Here is a 14,179-nt window from a genome sequence, read left to right on the forward strand (position 1 = left end):
TCGCGCTTTCATAGCCGCTGTGTCCCTGCCTTGCCACGATTTTTCGTTGGCGTGTCTGGCGCTTAGCGCCCGGCTGCTAGGCGCTGACGCGATCCGGCTGATCCAGCAGCCAGCGCGCGGTTTCCTCGTCCGTAATCAGACCGTTGACAAGACCGCCGCGCAGCGCGCCAAGGATGGCATTGCGCTTTGTCGGACCATATGCGGCCGCCACGAACAGTCCCTGCGATGGATCGGGCAACTGCGCCGAGGCGACGCGGGTATCGCGCGGCAGCAATGTTCCCGCGGCATCGAAGGCATGGCCCAGCATCTCGCCCACCCCGCCAGCGCGAGACAGGGCTTCGACCTCTTCCTGCGTCAGGAAGCCATCGACCATAAGCGGTGCTTGCGGACCCAGATCGCCGATCCCGACGATTGCGGCCTCTGCCCGTGCGGTCAGTTCCATGACGCGGGCATTTCCCGGCTGGCGATGCAGCGCGCTGCGCTCCTCGGACGAGGCGGCGATGACCGGAACCATCAGGGGATAGCTGCTGGCGGTAACGATTTCCGAAAGCGAAAACAATACGTTGTAGTAAGCGGCAGAGCCGTCGGGCGCGATATTCCCGGTCAGCGAAACGATGCTGTGCTGCGGGCAATCCAGATGCGACATCTGCAGCACGCCACCACGCAGGGTTCTGCCGTTCCCGATGGCAAGGACCAGTGGCTCGGTCCGCGAAAGCAGCGATTCGATCAGTTCGGCAATCAGGTTCGACATGCCCGCCGCGCCAGTCTGCGCCGGCGCGATATCGACGCGGCGCAGGCTGAATTTCTCTTTCAGGCGGCGGCTCAGCTCCAGACATTCGGCCAGCGGGTGGTCGATGCGGACCTTTACGATGCCTGCGGCCATTGCCTGCGAGGTCAGGCGCTGCGCCGTCTGGCGCGACACGCCCATCTCGCGCGCGATTTCGTCCTGCGTCAGGCCGCCGACCCACGAAAGCCACGCTGCACGGGCAGCCTGATCCAGCTTGCTTGCGTCGATGGTCACACCTGTCCTCCTCCTGCGGCGGGCCACGAATGGCGCAGGCTAACATACTATTTGACTTGCGCGAGATAAAATGTGAGCATTTGCCCATAGCGCGGGCAAATGACGCGCTGGAGGAGGAGAATTTATGGCCCATTCGATTCGCGCCCTCGCGGGTGCCTGTGCTGTCGTTGCGCTTGCCGCGCCTGCGATGGCCGAAACGCTGACCATCGCCACCGTCAATAACGGTGACATGATCCGCATGCAGAAGATGACGAAGCCCTTCACCGATGCGAACCCGGACATCCAGCTTGAATGGGTGCAGCTGGAAGAAAACATCCTGCGCGAGCGTGTGACGACCGATATCGCCACCAATGGCGGGCAGTATGACGTGCTGACGATCGGCACCTACGAGGTTCCGCTTTGGGCAAAGCAGGAATGGCTGACCCCGCTCAGCGATCTGCCGGCCGATTACGAGGTCGATGACCTTATCCCGGCCGTGCGCGATGCGCTTTCGGTCGATGGCACGCTGTACGCGGTGCCGTTCTACGCCGAATCGGCGATGGTCATGTATCGCAAGGATCTGGCAGAGGCCGCCGGCGTGACCATTCCAGAAAGCCCGACCTGGGCCGATATCAAGACCGCCGCCGAAAAGATGACCAACAAGGACGGTGAAGTCTATGGCATCTGCTTGCGCGGCAAGCCGGGCTGGGGCGAAAACATGGCGTTCCTGACCGCGATGGCCAACAGCTATGGCGCGCGCTGGTTCGATATGGAGTGGAAGCCCCAGTTCGACAGCGCCGAATGGAAAGCCGCGCTGACCGATTATCTGGACCTGATGACCAATTACGGCCCGCCCGGTGCGTCCTCGAACGGGTTCAACGAAAACCTTTCGCTGTTCCAGCAGGGCAAATGCGGTATCTGGATCGACGCCACGGTGGCGGCCAGCTTCGTGACCGACCCCGACAACTCGACCGTGGCCGACCAGGTTGCCTTCGCGCAGTTCCCCAACAAGGAAGGCGTCGACAATCACGGTAACTGGCTGTGGGCGTGGTCGCTGGCCGTTCCGGCAACGTCGGACGCGCAGGACGCGGCCAAGAAGTTCGTCGCCTGGGCGACCAGCAAGGCCTATACCGACGAGGTTGCAGCCGCAGACGGCTGGCGCGCCGCACCTCCCGGTACGCGCACCTCGCTTTACGAGAACGCCGAATATCAGTCGGCAGCACCGTTTGCAGCCATGACGCTGACAGCGATCAATTCCGCGAATACGCAGAAATCGTCGGTTCAGGACATTCCGTATACCGGCGGGCAATTCGTCGCGATCCCGGAATTCCAGGGCATCGGCACTGCGGTCGGCCAGCAATTCGCTGCCGCACTTGCCGGCCAGATGTCAGGTGACGATGCGCTTGCTGCTGCGCAATCGAATACCGAGCGCGAGATGGCGCGCGCTGGTTATCCGAAGTAGTCTTTTCTGACTGCGACATCAGCGCCGCCCGTTTGATCGGGCGGCGCCACGACCCGCAATCCGCGCGATATCCGCGCCCGTCAGAGGAAGCACGCGATGGCGACCCGTCAGACACAGAGCCTCGCACGGCTCATGCGCGCCCCGGCGATCATTCTGTTGTTGATCTGGATGATCGTTCCGCTTGGGATGACGCTGTATTATTCGTTTCTGAACTATAACCTTCTGAACCCTGCCTCGACGAGCTGGGCCGGTTTTTTCAACTACAAGTATTTTTACACCGACCCTGCCTTCTGGGAATCGATCTGGAACACGCTGGTTCTGGTGCTGGGTGTCCTGCTGATTACGGTGATCGGGGGTATCCTGATCGCGATGCTGATCGACAAGCCGATCTTCGGGCAGGGAATCGTGCGGATTCTGGTGATCTCGCCCTTCTTTGTCATGCCCCCGGTTGCGGCGCTGATCTGGAAGAACATGATCATGCACCCGAGTTACGGTGTGTTCGCCGATATCGCGAAGTTCTTCGGGATGTCGCCTGTGGACTGGTTCGCGCAATATCCGCTGTTTTCGATCATCGTCATCGTGGCGTGGCAATGGCTGCCCTTCGCGACGCTGATCCTGCTGACCTCGCTGCAATCGCTTGATGGCGAGCAGATGGAAGCGGCTGAGATGGACGGCGCGCCCGCGCTAAGCCGTTTCTTCTATCTGACGCTGCCGCATATGTCGCGTGCGATCACCGTCGTGATCCTGATCCAGACGATCTTCCTTCTGGGCGTCTATGCCGAGATTCTGGTGACGACCAATGGCGGGCCTGGCAATGCCTCGACCAACCTGACCTATCTGATCTATCGCGCCGCGCGCCTGAACTTCGACATTGGCGGGGCTGCCGCGGGCGGCATCATCGCGGTCGTTCTGGCCAATATCGTCGCCATCTTCCTGATGCGCGCCGTCGGCAAGAACCTGGACTGAGGAGGACGACATGGCACGCGCAGTTTCGACGCAGACCAAGATCGGCTGGACCATTGCCGCATGGATCGTGGCCCTGCTGATCTTCTTTCCGATCCTTTATACGGTCATCACCAGCTTCAAGACCGAAAATGAGGCGATCTCGGGGTTCAACATGATCCCGTCCTTCACGCTGGACAGCTACCGCGAGGTGCAGTCGCAGTATAACTACTTCCGGCCGTTCATGAACTCTGTCGTCATCGCCGTCGGCTCGACGGTTCTGGCGCTGCTTGTGGCGGTTCCGGCGGCCTGGGCGATGGCGTTTTCGCCGACCAAGCACACCAAGGACATCCTGATGTGGATGCTGTCCACCAAGATGATGCCTGCGGTTGCGGTTCTGGTGCCGATCTACCTGATCTTTCTGCGCACCGGGCTTATGGATACGCGGATCGGGCTGGTCATCGTGCTGATGCTGATGAACCTGCCGATCGTGGTCTGGATGCTGTACACCTATTTCCGCGAGATTCCGGGCGAGATCCTTGAAGCCGCGCGGATGGACGGTGCGACCCTGCAACAGGAAATCGTGCATGTGCTGACGCCGATGGCGGTGCCGGGAATTGCCTCGACCCTGCTTCTGAACGTCATTCTGGCCTGGAACGAAAGCTTCTGGACCATCCAGCTGACGACGACCAACGCGGCGCCGCTTTCAGCCTTCATCGCATCCTTTTCCAGCCCGCAGGGCTTGTTCTGGGCGAAGCTGTCGGCGGCCTCGGTCATGGCGATTGCGCCGATCCTGATCATGGGCTGGTTCAGCCAGAAACAACTTGTCCGCGGCCTGACCTTCGGCGCGGTGAAATAAGGGGGACAATGACATGGGTTCCATTACGCTCAAGAACGTTCGCAAGGCCTTCGGCGATGTCGAGGTCATTCCGGGTGTAGACCTGAACATCGAGGATGGCGAATTCGTCGTCTTCGTCGGCCCCTCTGGCTGCGGCAAGTCCACGCTTCTGCGCCTGATCGCGGGGCTGGAAGATGTCACCTCCGGGTCAATCCAGATCGACGGCAAGGACGTGACCGATGCCGGTCCGGCCAAACGCGGGCTGGCGATGGTGTTCCAAAGCTATGCGCTTTATCCGCATATGTCGGTCCGCAAGAACATCGCCTTCCCGCTGAAGATGGCCAAGATGCCGGAAGCCGAGCAGGAAAAGCGCGTGGCGCATGCGGCGAAGATCCTGAACCTCGACAGCTATCTGGAAAGGAAGCCCGGCCAGCTTTCGGGCGGTCAGCGCCAGCGCGTGGCCATTGGCCGTGCCATCGTGCGCGAACCGGCGGCCTTCCTGTTCGACGAACCCTTGTCGAACCTTGATGCCGCGCTTCGGGTGAACATGCGGGTCGAAATCAGCGAACTGCATAACAACCTGAAGACCACGATGATCTATGTGACCCACGACCAGGTCGAGGCGATGACCATGGCCGACAAAATCGTGGTGCTGCGCGCCGGCAATGTCGAGCAGGTGGGCTCTCCCATGGAGCTTTACAGCCGTCCCGCCAACAAGTTCGTCGCGGGATTCATCGGCAGCCCGAACATGAACTTCATCGAGGGCGAGGGCGCGGCGAAGCATGGCGCGCACACGATCGGCATTCGACCCGAGCACTGGCAACTCTCGACGACCGAGGGCGCGTTCCCCGGCACCGTGGGCGTGGCCGAGCATCTTGGATCGGACACCTTCCTGCACATCCAGCTTGACGACGGCACCCCCATCATCGCCCGCGCCGAGGGCGAGCGGGACATCCACCACGGCGACAAGATCTTCCTCACCCCACAGGAAGGACGCATCTACAAGTTCAGCCAAAACGGCCTCGCCGCCTGAATGGCGCGCTTGTAGCCCGCGCGATATCCTCCCTGCCGGATACGGGGGTGCATCATGCCCTTCGTTTCAGGTATTCGCGCGGCCCCGGCTTCGGCCGGTCATACAGGCCGCCGGGCCGGCGGTGGCGCGGGCAGGGCAAATGCCCGCCTGCAACGCCCCGCCGGTTCCCTTTTCGCCCCGGCTTTCGAGCCGCCCCGGTCACCGCATCGCCCGGCGCCCGCCGCCCACGGCAGAACATGGATGAGCAGAGATGAAACTGAATAACGCCAATCTGGCCGATCTTCCCGTCGCGACACCCAGCTATGACCGCGCCGGCCTTCAGGGCGGAATCGTGCATTTCGGTCTGGGCAACTTCCACCGCGCGCATCAGGCGGTCTATCTCGACCGTCTGATGAATATGGGCGAAGGCCACGATTTCGCCATTATCGGCGCGGGCGTCATGCCTGCCGATGCAAAGGCGCGCGATGTGCTGGCGGCGCAGGATTTTCTTTATACGGTCGTCGAACAATCAGCCGATGCATCCGACCCGCGCGTGGTGGGCGCGATGATCGACTATCTCGCCCCCGGCAACCCCGGTGAAGTGATTGCCAGACTTGCCGATCCGGCAACGAAGATCGCCAGCCTGACGATCACCGAGGGCGGTTATTTCATCAATGCCGCGACGGGCCATTTCGACGCCACGCACCCCGCCATTGCTGCGGACGGCGCGAACCCGGCCGAGCCGAAAACCGTGTTCGGCCTGATCGTCGCGGGGCTGAAGGCCCGCCGCGATGCGGATCAGCAACCTTTCACCGTCATGTGCTGCGACAATATCCCCCATAACGGGGTCATCACGAAAGAGGCGGTGGTTGAAACCGCGCGCCTGTCCGACGCGGGGCTGGCCGACTGGATCGCTGCGAATGTCGCCTTCCCGAACGGCATGGTGGACCGCATCACCCCCGCCACCAGCGACCGCGAACGCGCCATGATCCGCGAGATGGGGGTGGACGACGACAGCCCCGTCTTCTGCGAGGATTTTATCCAGTGGGTGCTGGAAGATAACTTCCCAGCCGGACGGCCGGCACTGGAAAAGGCCGGGGTGGAATTCGTCGATGATGTCACCCCGTGGGAGCTGATGAAGATCCGCATCCTGAACGGCGGCCACGCAATCATCGCTTATCCTGCCGGGCTGATGGACATTCACTTCGTCCATGAGGCCATGGAAAATGACCTCGTGCGTGCCTTCTTGCGAAAGGTCGAAAATGACGAGGTGATTCCGGCCGTTCCGCCGGTCCCGAATACCGATCTTCAGGCTTATTTCGCGAAGGTCGAAGAACGTTGCGCCAACCCGAAGATCGGCGACACGATCCGCCGCCTGTGTCTCGACGGATCGAACCGGCAGCCGAAGTTTATCATTCCGACGATTGCTGATCGGCTGGCGGCGGGGAAATCGGTCGAGGGGCTGGCGCTCGAATCCGCGCTCTGGTGCCGTTACTGCGCCGGGACGACGGATTCAGGTGCGGTGATCGAACCCAACGACCCGAACTGGGATGTGCTGACCAAGGTTGCGCAGGAGGCGCGCGAAAATCCCGCTGCCTGGCTTGGGATGACAGAGATTTACGGTGATACGGGCAAGAACGCGGAATTCGCCGAGGCCTTCGCCCGCTGGCTGGCTGCGCTGTGGCGTGACGGCACGGCGGCGACGTTGCGCAGCTATACCGGGCAATGACCCCGCTTCTGTTCGATTGCGACGGGGTGCTGGTCGATAGCGAGCCGATTTCGGTCACCGAACTCGCCGTCAGCCTGCGCGACGCGGGTGCAGACATTTCGGATGCCGAGGTTTTCGCCCGCATGATCGGCCGACCGATCAACGAGATCGTAGCGATCATTCGCGATGAGCAGGGCGTGGACGCGACGCCACGCCTGTCCGAATATCGCGGCCGCGTCAGCGACCGTTTCGAAGCGGAACTTCGCGCCGTTCCGGGGATCGCCAGGGCCATCCGCGCCCTGCCGCCCGGGCCGCGTGCAGTGGCCTCTTCCTCGACCCCGCAGAGGCTGGAGCAGATGCTGCGCCTTACCGGACTTTGGGATGATTTCGCGCCGCATGTCTATTCGGCGAGCGAGGTCGAGCGTGGCAAGCCCGCGCCGGATCTGTTTCTTTTCGCGGCCCGCAAGCTTGGCGTGAACCCCGCAGACTGCGTAGTGATCGAAGACAGCCCCGCAGGCATTCGCGCCGCGCGTTCTGCCGGGATGCGCGTTATCGCCTTCCTTGGCGGCAGTCATGCCGAAGCGGCGGGACTGGCCCGGCAATTCTCTGCCCTTTCACCGGATGCGGTTATTGCGGATCCTCGGGAATTGTCTGACACTCTCTCGCGACTGGCGGTCTCTGCCTGACACCGGGAGGAACTTGATTTGTATCTTGGGATCGACCTCGGAACCTCCGGGGTGAAGGTGCTGCTGATGGACGCCGATCAGCGGGTCGTCGGCTCTGCCACGGGTTCGCTTTCGGTGTCGCGTCCGCATTCCGGCTGGTCCGAACAGGACCCGGCAGACTGGATCGAGGCGACCCGGACGGCCCTGAACGAACTGCGCGGCAGACATGACCTGTCAGGGGTTCAGGGGATCGGTCTGTCGGGGCAGATGCACGGTGCCGTAACGCTGGACAAGGGCGATAACGTCATCCGCCCGGCGATCCTGTGGAACGACACCCGCAGCCACGAACAGGCCGCGCGCCTGGATGCCAACCCCGATTTCCGCGCCATCACCGGCAATATCGTCTTTCCCGGCTTCACCGCGCCCAAGCTGGTCTGGATGGCCGAGAATGAGCCTGACGCCTTCGCCCGCGTCGATTGCGTGCTGTTGCCCAAGGACTATCTGCGGCTGTGGCTGAACGGCGAACGCGTGGCCGAGATGTCCGATGCCGCCGGCACAAGCTGGCTGGATACCGGCGCGCGGGCGTGGTCCGACACGCTGCTGGCCGCATCCGGTATGCGCCGCGACCAGATGCCCCGTTTGATTGAGGGCAGCGAAAACTCAGGCGGCCTTCGCGCCGAAATCGCCAACGAATTCGGCATGCAGCCCGGCACGCCGGTCGCGGGCGGGGCAGGGGACAATGCCGCCACCGCCATCGGCGCGGGGACTGTGGCCGAGGGGCAGGGCTTCGTCTCGCTTGGCACCTCTGGCGTGGTCTTTGCTGCGACCGACCGCTATCTGCCGCGCCCCGAAAGCGCCGTTCATGCCTTCTGCCACGCGCTGCCCGGCATGTGGCACCAGATGGGGGTGATCCTGTCGGCATCGGCGGCGATGGAGTGGTTGTCGACCATCACCGGCGCCAAGCCCGCCGATCTGACCGCGGAACTCGGCCCCGACCTGCGCGCACCGGGCGAGGTCACCTTCCTGCCCTATCTGTCGGGTGAGCGTACGCCGCATAACGACGCGCAGGCCCGCGCCAGCTTCCACGGCCTGTCCGCCCGCACCGACCGTGCGGCGATGACGCAGGCGGTGCTGGAAGGCGTGGCCTTCGCCTTCGCCGATAACCTTGCCGCCCTGCACGCGGCCGGTTCCGACCCCAAGGCGCTGCTGGCTTTGGGCGGCGGCGCGCGGTCCGATTACTGGCTGAAAGTCATCGCCACGGCCCTGAACCTGCCGGTTCTGGTCCCCGAAAGCGGCGATTTCGGTGCAGCCTTCGGTGCGGCGCGTCTGGGCCTGATGGCCGCAACCGGCGCCGATCCGGTGCAGGTCTGCACGCCCCCCAATATCGCCGCCGAGATCCTGCCCGATCAGGCGCTGCGCCCTGAATTCGAGGCGGCTCTGGCGCGGTTCCGGGGGCTTTATCGGGGGTAGGCTGGGGCGCGGGATCTGATCCGCCATCGATGTGGCAGCCCATGCGCACTTGTCACCGAAAATAACGCGGGCTTCCGCTATGCGGGACAAAGCGTGCCCGCTGTTGCAAATTATGCCGCAGGCATCTGGGAACACCTGCGACAAAGACACGCGACACGAAGATCCCCGCTTTTCCGTGTTCAACTCAACAGACGCAGGTTTCGGGATATTTGCGACTATCGCTGCACGAAAGCTAACCGTGCAGCAAGGCCAATGAACAGCGCGCCCAAAGTGCGGTCGAGCCAAAGAGCGAGCCTATTGCTTGAGCGAAGCTTCCGAGAGATGCGATCGCCCAGCACAACCAGCGGCGGCTCAACAACCGCTGCGACGACTATGATCAGGGTCCCGTGAAGAAAAAGCTGCAGCCAGACAGGCCCTGCTCCTTCAACGACGAATTGAGGCAGGAACGCAAGAAAGAAGATCGCCACCTTGGGATTCAGAATATCGATCAGCGCGCCTTGCAGGAAAACCGCCCGAAGGCTGCGTGATCTTCCAACTGTGTCGTCAACGGTGAACGCGCTTCCCTTCGACAACAGGGCCTGAACGCCAAGCCATACGAGGTAGGCGACACCACCCCACTTCACGACCGAGAACGCAAAAGCGGACGTTGCCAGAATGGCCGACAGCCCGACCACGGCGAACACGACATGGCAGAAAGCCCCGGTCCAGATTCCGAACATGGCAGCAGCGCCATACCGCTTACCGCCTCGGACTGTATGGCCGAGGATGAAGGCGATATCTGGTCCGGGCGCGAGGTTCAGAACCAGCGCAGCAGACAGGAAGGCAGCCCAATGGGCAAGATCGTAAGTCAAGCTTATGTCCTCGTGGATCAATGTACTTTTTGCATGTTTGAGGGCTGTCGCATAGCTGTCGCAAACTACCCGAAACCTGCGACACCTTGATCTTGGGTCCATCCGACGCAAGTCCGTTACAAGCAGTTGAGTAGCAATGACCGCTCAGGGCTCAGAGCCGACATCTGCATCGTCGATCCCGGGCAAGCAGTGGGCGTTCGGCAGCCTTGGACGATCCCCTGCCTACGCCTCGTCACGCCCCAACTTCCTTGCCCGGATCAACGTATGCTGGCTGACGATCTCATAACCCAGTCGTGCCGCCAGTTCCGCCCGCATCCGGTTGATTTCGTCGCTTTCCAGCTCGATTACTTCGCCGGTTTCCACATCGACCAGATGGTCATGCTCGGCCACCGGCGCGATTTCGTAACGTGACGGTTCGCCTTCCAGCGACAGCTTGCGGATCAGCCCGGCCTCTTCCAGCGCCGAAAGCGTGCGGTAAACCGTCGCCAGCGACATTGAATCGTCCAGCCCCCGCGCGCGGGCCAGCAATTCATCGGCATTCGGGTGATCGGCGGCATCCATCAGGATCGACAGCAGCGCCATCCGCTGTTGCGTCACGCGCAGTCCAGCCTCGCGCAGGGCCTTGGCGAAATCGGTGGTTTCTGCGCTCATCAGCCATGCCCCTTGCTTCGCCTTTGGTCTAGCCCCTGCAAAGCTGCTTGGCAAGTAAATGAGATCAATTCTCAATTGCACTTGACACTTGCGAATGAATTGCATTTACAGATGAGGGAAAGCAGGTGAGGAATGCGCAGGATAACTGGAATTATCGGGCTGATCGCGGCGGCGCTGGCGCTGCCCGCCCAAGCCGATCAGGACCGCCTGAAGGTTGTGACGACCTTCACCGTGCTGGCCGATATGGCGCAGCAGGTGGCGGGGGATGCGGCCGATGTGGTGTCGATCACCAAGCCCGGCGCGGATATTCACGGCTATGAACCCACCCCGCGCGATTTCGTCCGCACGCAGGATGCCGACCTGATCCTGCGCAACGGCATGAATCTGGAAATCTGGTTCGATCAGTTCCTGTCCAATCTGGGCGAAATCCCCTCGGTCACGCTGACGGACGGGATCGAGCCGATCCCGGTCGCCGCCGACGCCTATCAGGGCATGCCCAACCCCCATGCCTGGATGAGCCTTGATAACGCCATGATCTATATAGACAATATCGCCACCGCCTTTGCGGCACACGACCCCGCCAATGCCGCGACCTATCGCGCCAATGCCGATGCCTACAAGCAGCGCCTGACCGCCGCCATCGCGCCCCTGCGCGACCAGATCGCCGCCCTGCCGGAAGATCGCCGCTGGCTGGTCAGTTGCGAGGGCGCGTTTTCCTATCTGACCCGCGATTACGGGCTGCGCGAACTGTATCTGTGGCCGATGAACGCCGACCGCATGGGCACGCCTCAGCAGATCCGGCAGGTCATCGACGGAGTGCGGGACAACCATATCCCCACCGTCTTCTGCGAAAGCACCGTCAACACCGCCCCCGCCCGTCAAATCGCCCGCGAAACCGGCGCGCGCTATGGCGGCGAGCTTTACGTGGACAGCCTGTCAGAACCCGATGGCCCGGTGCCGAGCTATGAGGCATTGCTGAAACGCACCACCGAAACCATCGCCGCAGGCCTCGGCGCAGAAGGGACAAGCGAATGAGCGATAATGGCATCCTCTGCCGCGACGTGACGGTGACCTATCGCAACGGGCTGACGGCGCTGAATCATGCCAGCTTCGAAATCCCTCGCGGCACGGTGACCGCCCTTGTCGGCGTTAACGGCGCCGGGAAATCCACGCTTTTCAAGGCGATCATGGGCTTTGTCCCCGTCGCCGCCGGTGAAATCCGCCTGCTTGGCATGTCCGTCCCCGAAGCCCTGCGGCGTAACCTTGTCGCCTATGTCCCCCAGTCCGAGGAGGTCGACTGGTCCTTCCCCGTGCTGGTTCAGGACGTGGTGATGATGGGCCGCTATGGCAAAATGGGCTTTCTGCGCATCCCCCGCAAAGCCGATTACGACGCGGTCGAGGCGGCGTTGAAACGCGTCAGCATGTGGGACTACCGCCACCGCCAGATCGGCGAATTGTCGGGCGGCCAGAAAAAGCGCGTCTTCCTGGCCCGCGCGCTGGCGCAGGACGGGCAGGTGATCCTGCTGGACGAGCCTTTTACCGGCGTCGATGTCCAGACCGAGGAACAGATCATCCGATTGCTGGGCGAATTGCGCGACGAAGGCCGGGTGATGCTGGTGTCCACGCACAACCTCGGCTCGGTCCCGGAATTCTGCGACCGCGTGGTACTGGTCAAGGGCACCGTGCTGGCTTACGGGCCGACCGAAACCACCTTTACCCGCGAAAATCTTGAACGCGCCTTCGGCGGCGTGCTGCGCCACTTTACCCTTGGCGGACAGGCGCTGCATGACGATGACGACGCCCGCAGCATCACCATCTATTCCGACGACGAACGCCCGCTGGTCCATTATGGCGAGGAAATGAAGCGCCGAGAGGAAGCGGAATGAGCGTCCTTTTCGACCCCTTCACCTATGGCTTCATGCTCAGTTCCATGCTGGTCGCGGCATTGGTGGGCGCGGTCTGCGCCTTCCTGTCCTGCTTCCTGATGCTGAAAGGCTGGTCGCTGATCGGGGATGCGCTGTCCCATTCGGTCGTGCCGGGCGTGGCCGGGGCCTATCTGCTGGGCTTCCCGCTGGCCGTGGGCGCGTTCCTGTCGGGCGGGCTGGCGGCGGGGGCGATGCTGTTTCTGTCCGAACGATCAGGGCTAAAGGTCGATGTGGTGATCGGGCTGATCTTTACCTCGTTCTTCGGGTTGGGTCTGTTCCTTGTGTCGGTGAACCCCATCGCCGTGGACCTGCAGACAATCACCATGGGCAATATCCTGACCGTGTCCGCCGCCGACACGCTGCAACTGGTTATCATCGGCGTCGTTTCCATCGCCATCCTGACGATGAAATGGCGTGACCTGATGGTGGTCTTTTTCGATGAAAGCCACGCCCGGTCTATCGGCCTTCGCGCCGGGCTGCTGAAGGGCGTGTTCTTCACGCTTCTGGCCGCCTGCGTCGTCGCCGCCATGCAGACGGTCGGCGCGTTTCTGGTCATCGCGCTGGTCGTGACGCCCGGTGCGACCGCCTATCTGCTGTGCGACCGCTTCGGGCGGCTGATCGTGACTGCCGTCCTGATCGGCGCTGTGACCAGCTTCCTTGGCGCCTATGTCAGCTTCTTCCTGAACGGCGCGACGGGCGGCGTGATCGTCGTCCTGCAAACGCTGATCTTCCTTGCGGCCTTCATCTTCGCGCCCAAGCACGGCATGCTGGCTGCCCGCCGCCGCGCCGCCGCCGCGTTGGAGCCCGCATCATGATGGAAACGCTGATCCAGCCGTTCACCTTCCCCTTCATGCGCGACGCCTTCCTGATCTGCCTTCTGGTCGCGCCGCCGACTGCGCTGCTGTCCTGCTTTCTGGTCCTGAAAGGCTGGGCGCTGATGGGCGATGCGGTCAGCCATGCGGTGCTGCCGGGTATCGTGCTGGCCTATATCCTTGGCCTGCCGCTGATCCTCGGGGCTTTCGCCGCCGGCATGGTGACGGCGCTGGCGACGGGGTTTCTGTCCGAAAACAGCCGCATCAAGCAGGACACGGTGATGGGCGTCGTCTTCTCGGGCATGTTCGGGCTGGGGATCGTCATGTATGTGGCCCTGCGTACCAACGTTCATCTGGATCATATCCTGTTCGGCAACATGCTGGGCATCGGGGCCGAGGATCTGCGCACAGCCGCCCTGATTTCGGCCGTGGTCTGCGCCTGCCTGCTGCTGAAATGGAAAGACCTGATGCTGCACGCCTTCGATCCGGCGCAGGCCAAAGCCTCGGGCCTGCCGGTCGGGCTGCTGCATTACGGGTTGCTGACGATCCTGTCCCTGACCATCGTCGCGACGCTGAGCGCAACCGGCCTGATCCTCGCCGTAGGCCTGCTGATCGCACCCGGAGCGATCGCCTTCCTGACCACCCGCCGCTTCGGCTGGATGCTGGCCGTCGCCGTCGCGGTCAACCTTCTGGGGATGCTGGGCGGCGTCTATGCCAGCTTCTTTCTGGACAGTTCGCCCGCCGCCACGATCATCCTTGTGCTGACGGCGATTTTCGTCGTCGCATTCATTCGGCGCGTGACGCTGAACAAGCGGCGGGTCGCGCAGGTCTGACCAAGCGCCT

The 14,179-nt window shown here is 62.7% G+C and carries 14 protein-coding genes; 11 read left to right on the plus strand and 3 right to left on the minus strand.

What is annotated here, in order from left to right:
• Positions 1 to 76: 76 nt before the first annotated feature.
• Positions 77 to 1,021, minus strand: a complete 945-nt coding sequence (locus tag FQV27_RS05790) for a sugar-binding transcriptional regulator (protein WP_222611669.1) — start codon at positions 1,019 to 1,021, stop codon at positions 77 to 79.
• Between the two features lie 124 nt (positions 1,022 to 1,145).
• On the opposite strand from FQV27_RS05790, the gene FQV27_RS05795 reads away from it, so the two are divergent.
• From FQV27_RS05795 to xylB, 7 genes are all read left to right on the plus strand, one after another.
• Complete coding sequence (locus tag FQV27_RS05795) at positions 1,146 to 2,462, plus strand: ABC transporter substrate-binding protein (protein WP_147096924.1); 1,317 nt, start codon at positions 1,146 to 1,148, stop codon at positions 2,460 to 2,462.
• Positions 2,463 to 2,558: 96 nt separating this feature from the next.
• A complete protein-coding gene (locus tag FQV27_RS05800; protein WP_147096925.1) occupies positions 2,559 to 3,428 on the plus strand; it encodes a carbohydrate ABC transporter permease in 870 nt (289 codons plus the stop codon).
• A gap of 10 nt (positions 3,429 to 3,438) precedes the next feature.
• Complete coding sequence (locus FQV27_RS05805; RefSeq protein WP_147096926.1) at positions 3,439 to 4,263, plus strand: carbohydrate ABC transporter permease; 825 nt, start codon at positions 3,439 to 3,441, stop codon at positions 4,261 to 4,263.
• Positions 4,264 to 4,276: 13 nt separating this feature from the next.
• Positions 4,277 to 5,275, plus strand: a complete 999-nt coding sequence (locus FQV27_RS05810) for an ABC transporter ATP-binding protein (protein ID WP_147096927.1) — start codon at positions 4,277 to 4,279, stop codon at positions 5,273 to 5,275.
• Between the two features lie 250 nt (positions 5,276 to 5,525).
• Positions 5,526 to 6,983, plus strand: a complete 1,458-nt coding sequence (locus FQV27_RS05815; RefSeq protein ID WP_147096928.1) for a mannitol dehydrogenase family protein — start codon at positions 5,526 to 5,528, stop codon at positions 6,981 to 6,983.
• The gene (locus FQV27_RS05820; RefSeq protein WP_147096929.1) at positions 6,980 to 7,648 is read left to right on the plus strand and encodes an HAD family hydrolase; all 669 of its coding nucleotides are present in this window, start codon (positions 6,980 to 6,982) and stop codon (positions 7,646 to 7,648) included. Before FQV27_RS05815 ends, FQV27_RS05820 begins: the two co-directional genes overlap by 4 nt.
• 18 nt (positions 7,649 to 7,666) lie before the next feature.
• A complete protein-coding gene (gene xylB, locus FQV27_RS05825; protein ID WP_147096930.1) occupies positions 7,667 to 9,097 on the plus strand; it encodes a xylulokinase in 1,431 nt (476 codons plus the stop codon).
• Between the two features lie 215 nt (positions 9,098 to 9,312).
• On the opposite strand, the gene FQV27_RS05830 is transcribed toward xylB, so the two are convergent.
• Positions 9,313 to 9,948 carry a LysE family translocator gene (locus FQV27_RS05830; RefSeq protein ID WP_246133012.1) on the minus strand — a complete coding sequence of 212 codons (636 nt, stop codon included), beginning with the start codon at positions 9,946 to 9,948 and terminating at the stop codon, positions 9,313 to 9,315.
• 222 nt (positions 9,949 to 10,170) lie between these two features.
• Complete coding sequence (locus FQV27_RS05835) at positions 10,171 to 10,599, minus strand: Fur family transcriptional regulator (RefSeq protein ID WP_147096931.1); 429 nt, start codon at positions 10,597 to 10,599, stop codon at positions 10,171 to 10,173.
• 132 nt (positions 10,600 to 10,731) lie between these two features.
• Here FQV27_RS05835 and FQV27_RS05840 point away from each other — a divergent pair, with 132 nt between their 5' ends.
• From FQV27_RS05840 to FQV27_RS05855, 4 genes are read left to right on the plus strand one after another with little or no spacing between them, the layout of a single operon-like run.
• On the plus strand, positions 10,732 to 11,634 hold the full coding sequence (locus FQV27_RS05840; protein ID WP_147096932.1) for a metal ABC transporter substrate-binding protein: 903 nt from the start codon (positions 10,732 to 10,734) through the stop codon (positions 11,632 to 11,634).
• The gene (locus FQV27_RS05845) at positions 11,631 to 12,485 is read left to right on the plus strand and encodes a manganese/iron ABC transporter ATP-binding protein (RefSeq protein ID WP_147096933.1); all 855 of its coding nucleotides are present in this window, start codon (positions 11,631 to 11,633) and stop codon (positions 12,483 to 12,485) included. Before FQV27_RS05840 ends, FQV27_RS05845 begins: the two co-directional genes overlap by 4 nt.
• Positions 12,482 to 13,339 carry a metal ABC transporter permease gene (locus FQV27_RS05850; RefSeq protein WP_147096934.1) on the plus strand — a complete coding sequence of 286 codons (858 nt, stop codon included), beginning with the start codon at positions 12,482 to 12,484 and terminating at the stop codon, positions 13,337 to 13,339. Before FQV27_RS05845 ends, FQV27_RS05850 begins: the two co-directional genes overlap by 4 nt.
• A complete protein-coding gene (locus tag FQV27_RS05855; protein ID WP_147096935.1) occupies positions 13,336 to 14,169 on the plus strand; it encodes a metal ABC transporter permease in 834 nt (277 codons plus the stop codon). The genes FQV27_RS05850 and FQV27_RS05855 overlap by 4 nt, the downstream gene beginning before the upstream one ends.
• Positions 14,170 to 14,179: the final 10 nt, after the last annotated feature.

Source organism: Paracoccus aurantiacus (genome assembly GCF_007993065.1).
GTDB classification, from domain to species: domain Bacteria; phylum Pseudomonadota; class Alphaproteobacteria; order Rhodobacterales; family Rhodobacteraceae; genus Paracoccus; species Paracoccus aurantiacus.

What these genes read in the sequence shown, in the direction of transcription:
- FQV27_RS05795 (WP_147096924.1), top strand. Translation starts at nt 1,146, where the DNA reads ATGGCCCATTCGATTCGCGCCCTCGCGGGTGCCTGTGCTGTCGTTGCG.
- FQV27_RS05800 (WP_147096925.1), top strand. Translation starts at nt 2,559, where the DNA reads ATGGCGACCCGTCAGACACAGAGCCTCGCACGGCTCATGCGCGCCCCG.
- FQV27_RS05805 (WP_147096926.1), top strand. Translation starts at nt 3,439, where the DNA reads ATGGCACGCGCAGTTTCGACGCAGACCAAGATCGGCTGGACCATTGCC.
- FQV27_RS05810 (WP_147096927.1), top strand. Translation starts at nt 4,277, where the DNA reads ATGGGTTCCATTACGCTCAAGAACGTTCGCAAGGCCTTCGGCGATGTC.
- FQV27_RS05815 (WP_147096928.1), top strand. Translation starts at nt 5,526, where the DNA reads ATGAAACTGAATAACGCCAATCTGGCCGATCTTCCCGTCGCGACACCC.
- FQV27_RS05820 (WP_147096929.1), top strand. Translation starts at nt 6,980, where the DNA reads ATGACCCCGCTTCTGTTCGATTGCGACGGGGTGCTGGTCGATAGCGAG.
- FQV27_RS05835 (WP_147096931.1), bottom strand. Translation starts at nt 10,599, where the DNA reads ATGAGCGCAGAAACCACCGATTTCGCCAAGGCCCTGCGCGAGGCTGGA.
- FQV27_RS05840 (WP_147096932.1), top strand. Translation starts at nt 10,732, where the DNA reads ATGCGCAGGATAACTGGAATTATCGGGCTGATCGCGGCGGCGCTGGCG.
- FQV27_RS05845 (WP_147096933.1), top strand. Translation starts at nt 11,631, where the DNA reads ATGAGCGATAATGGCATCCTCTGCCGCGACGTGACGGTGACCTATCGC.
- FQV27_RS05850 (WP_147096934.1), top strand. Translation starts at nt 12,482, where the DNA reads ATGAGCGTCCTTTTCGACCCCTTCACCTATGGCTTCATGCTCAGTTCC.
- FQV27_RS05855 (WP_147096935.1), top strand. Translation starts at nt 13,336, where the DNA reads ATGATGGAAACGCTGATCCAGCCGTTCACCTTCCCCTTCATGCGCGAC.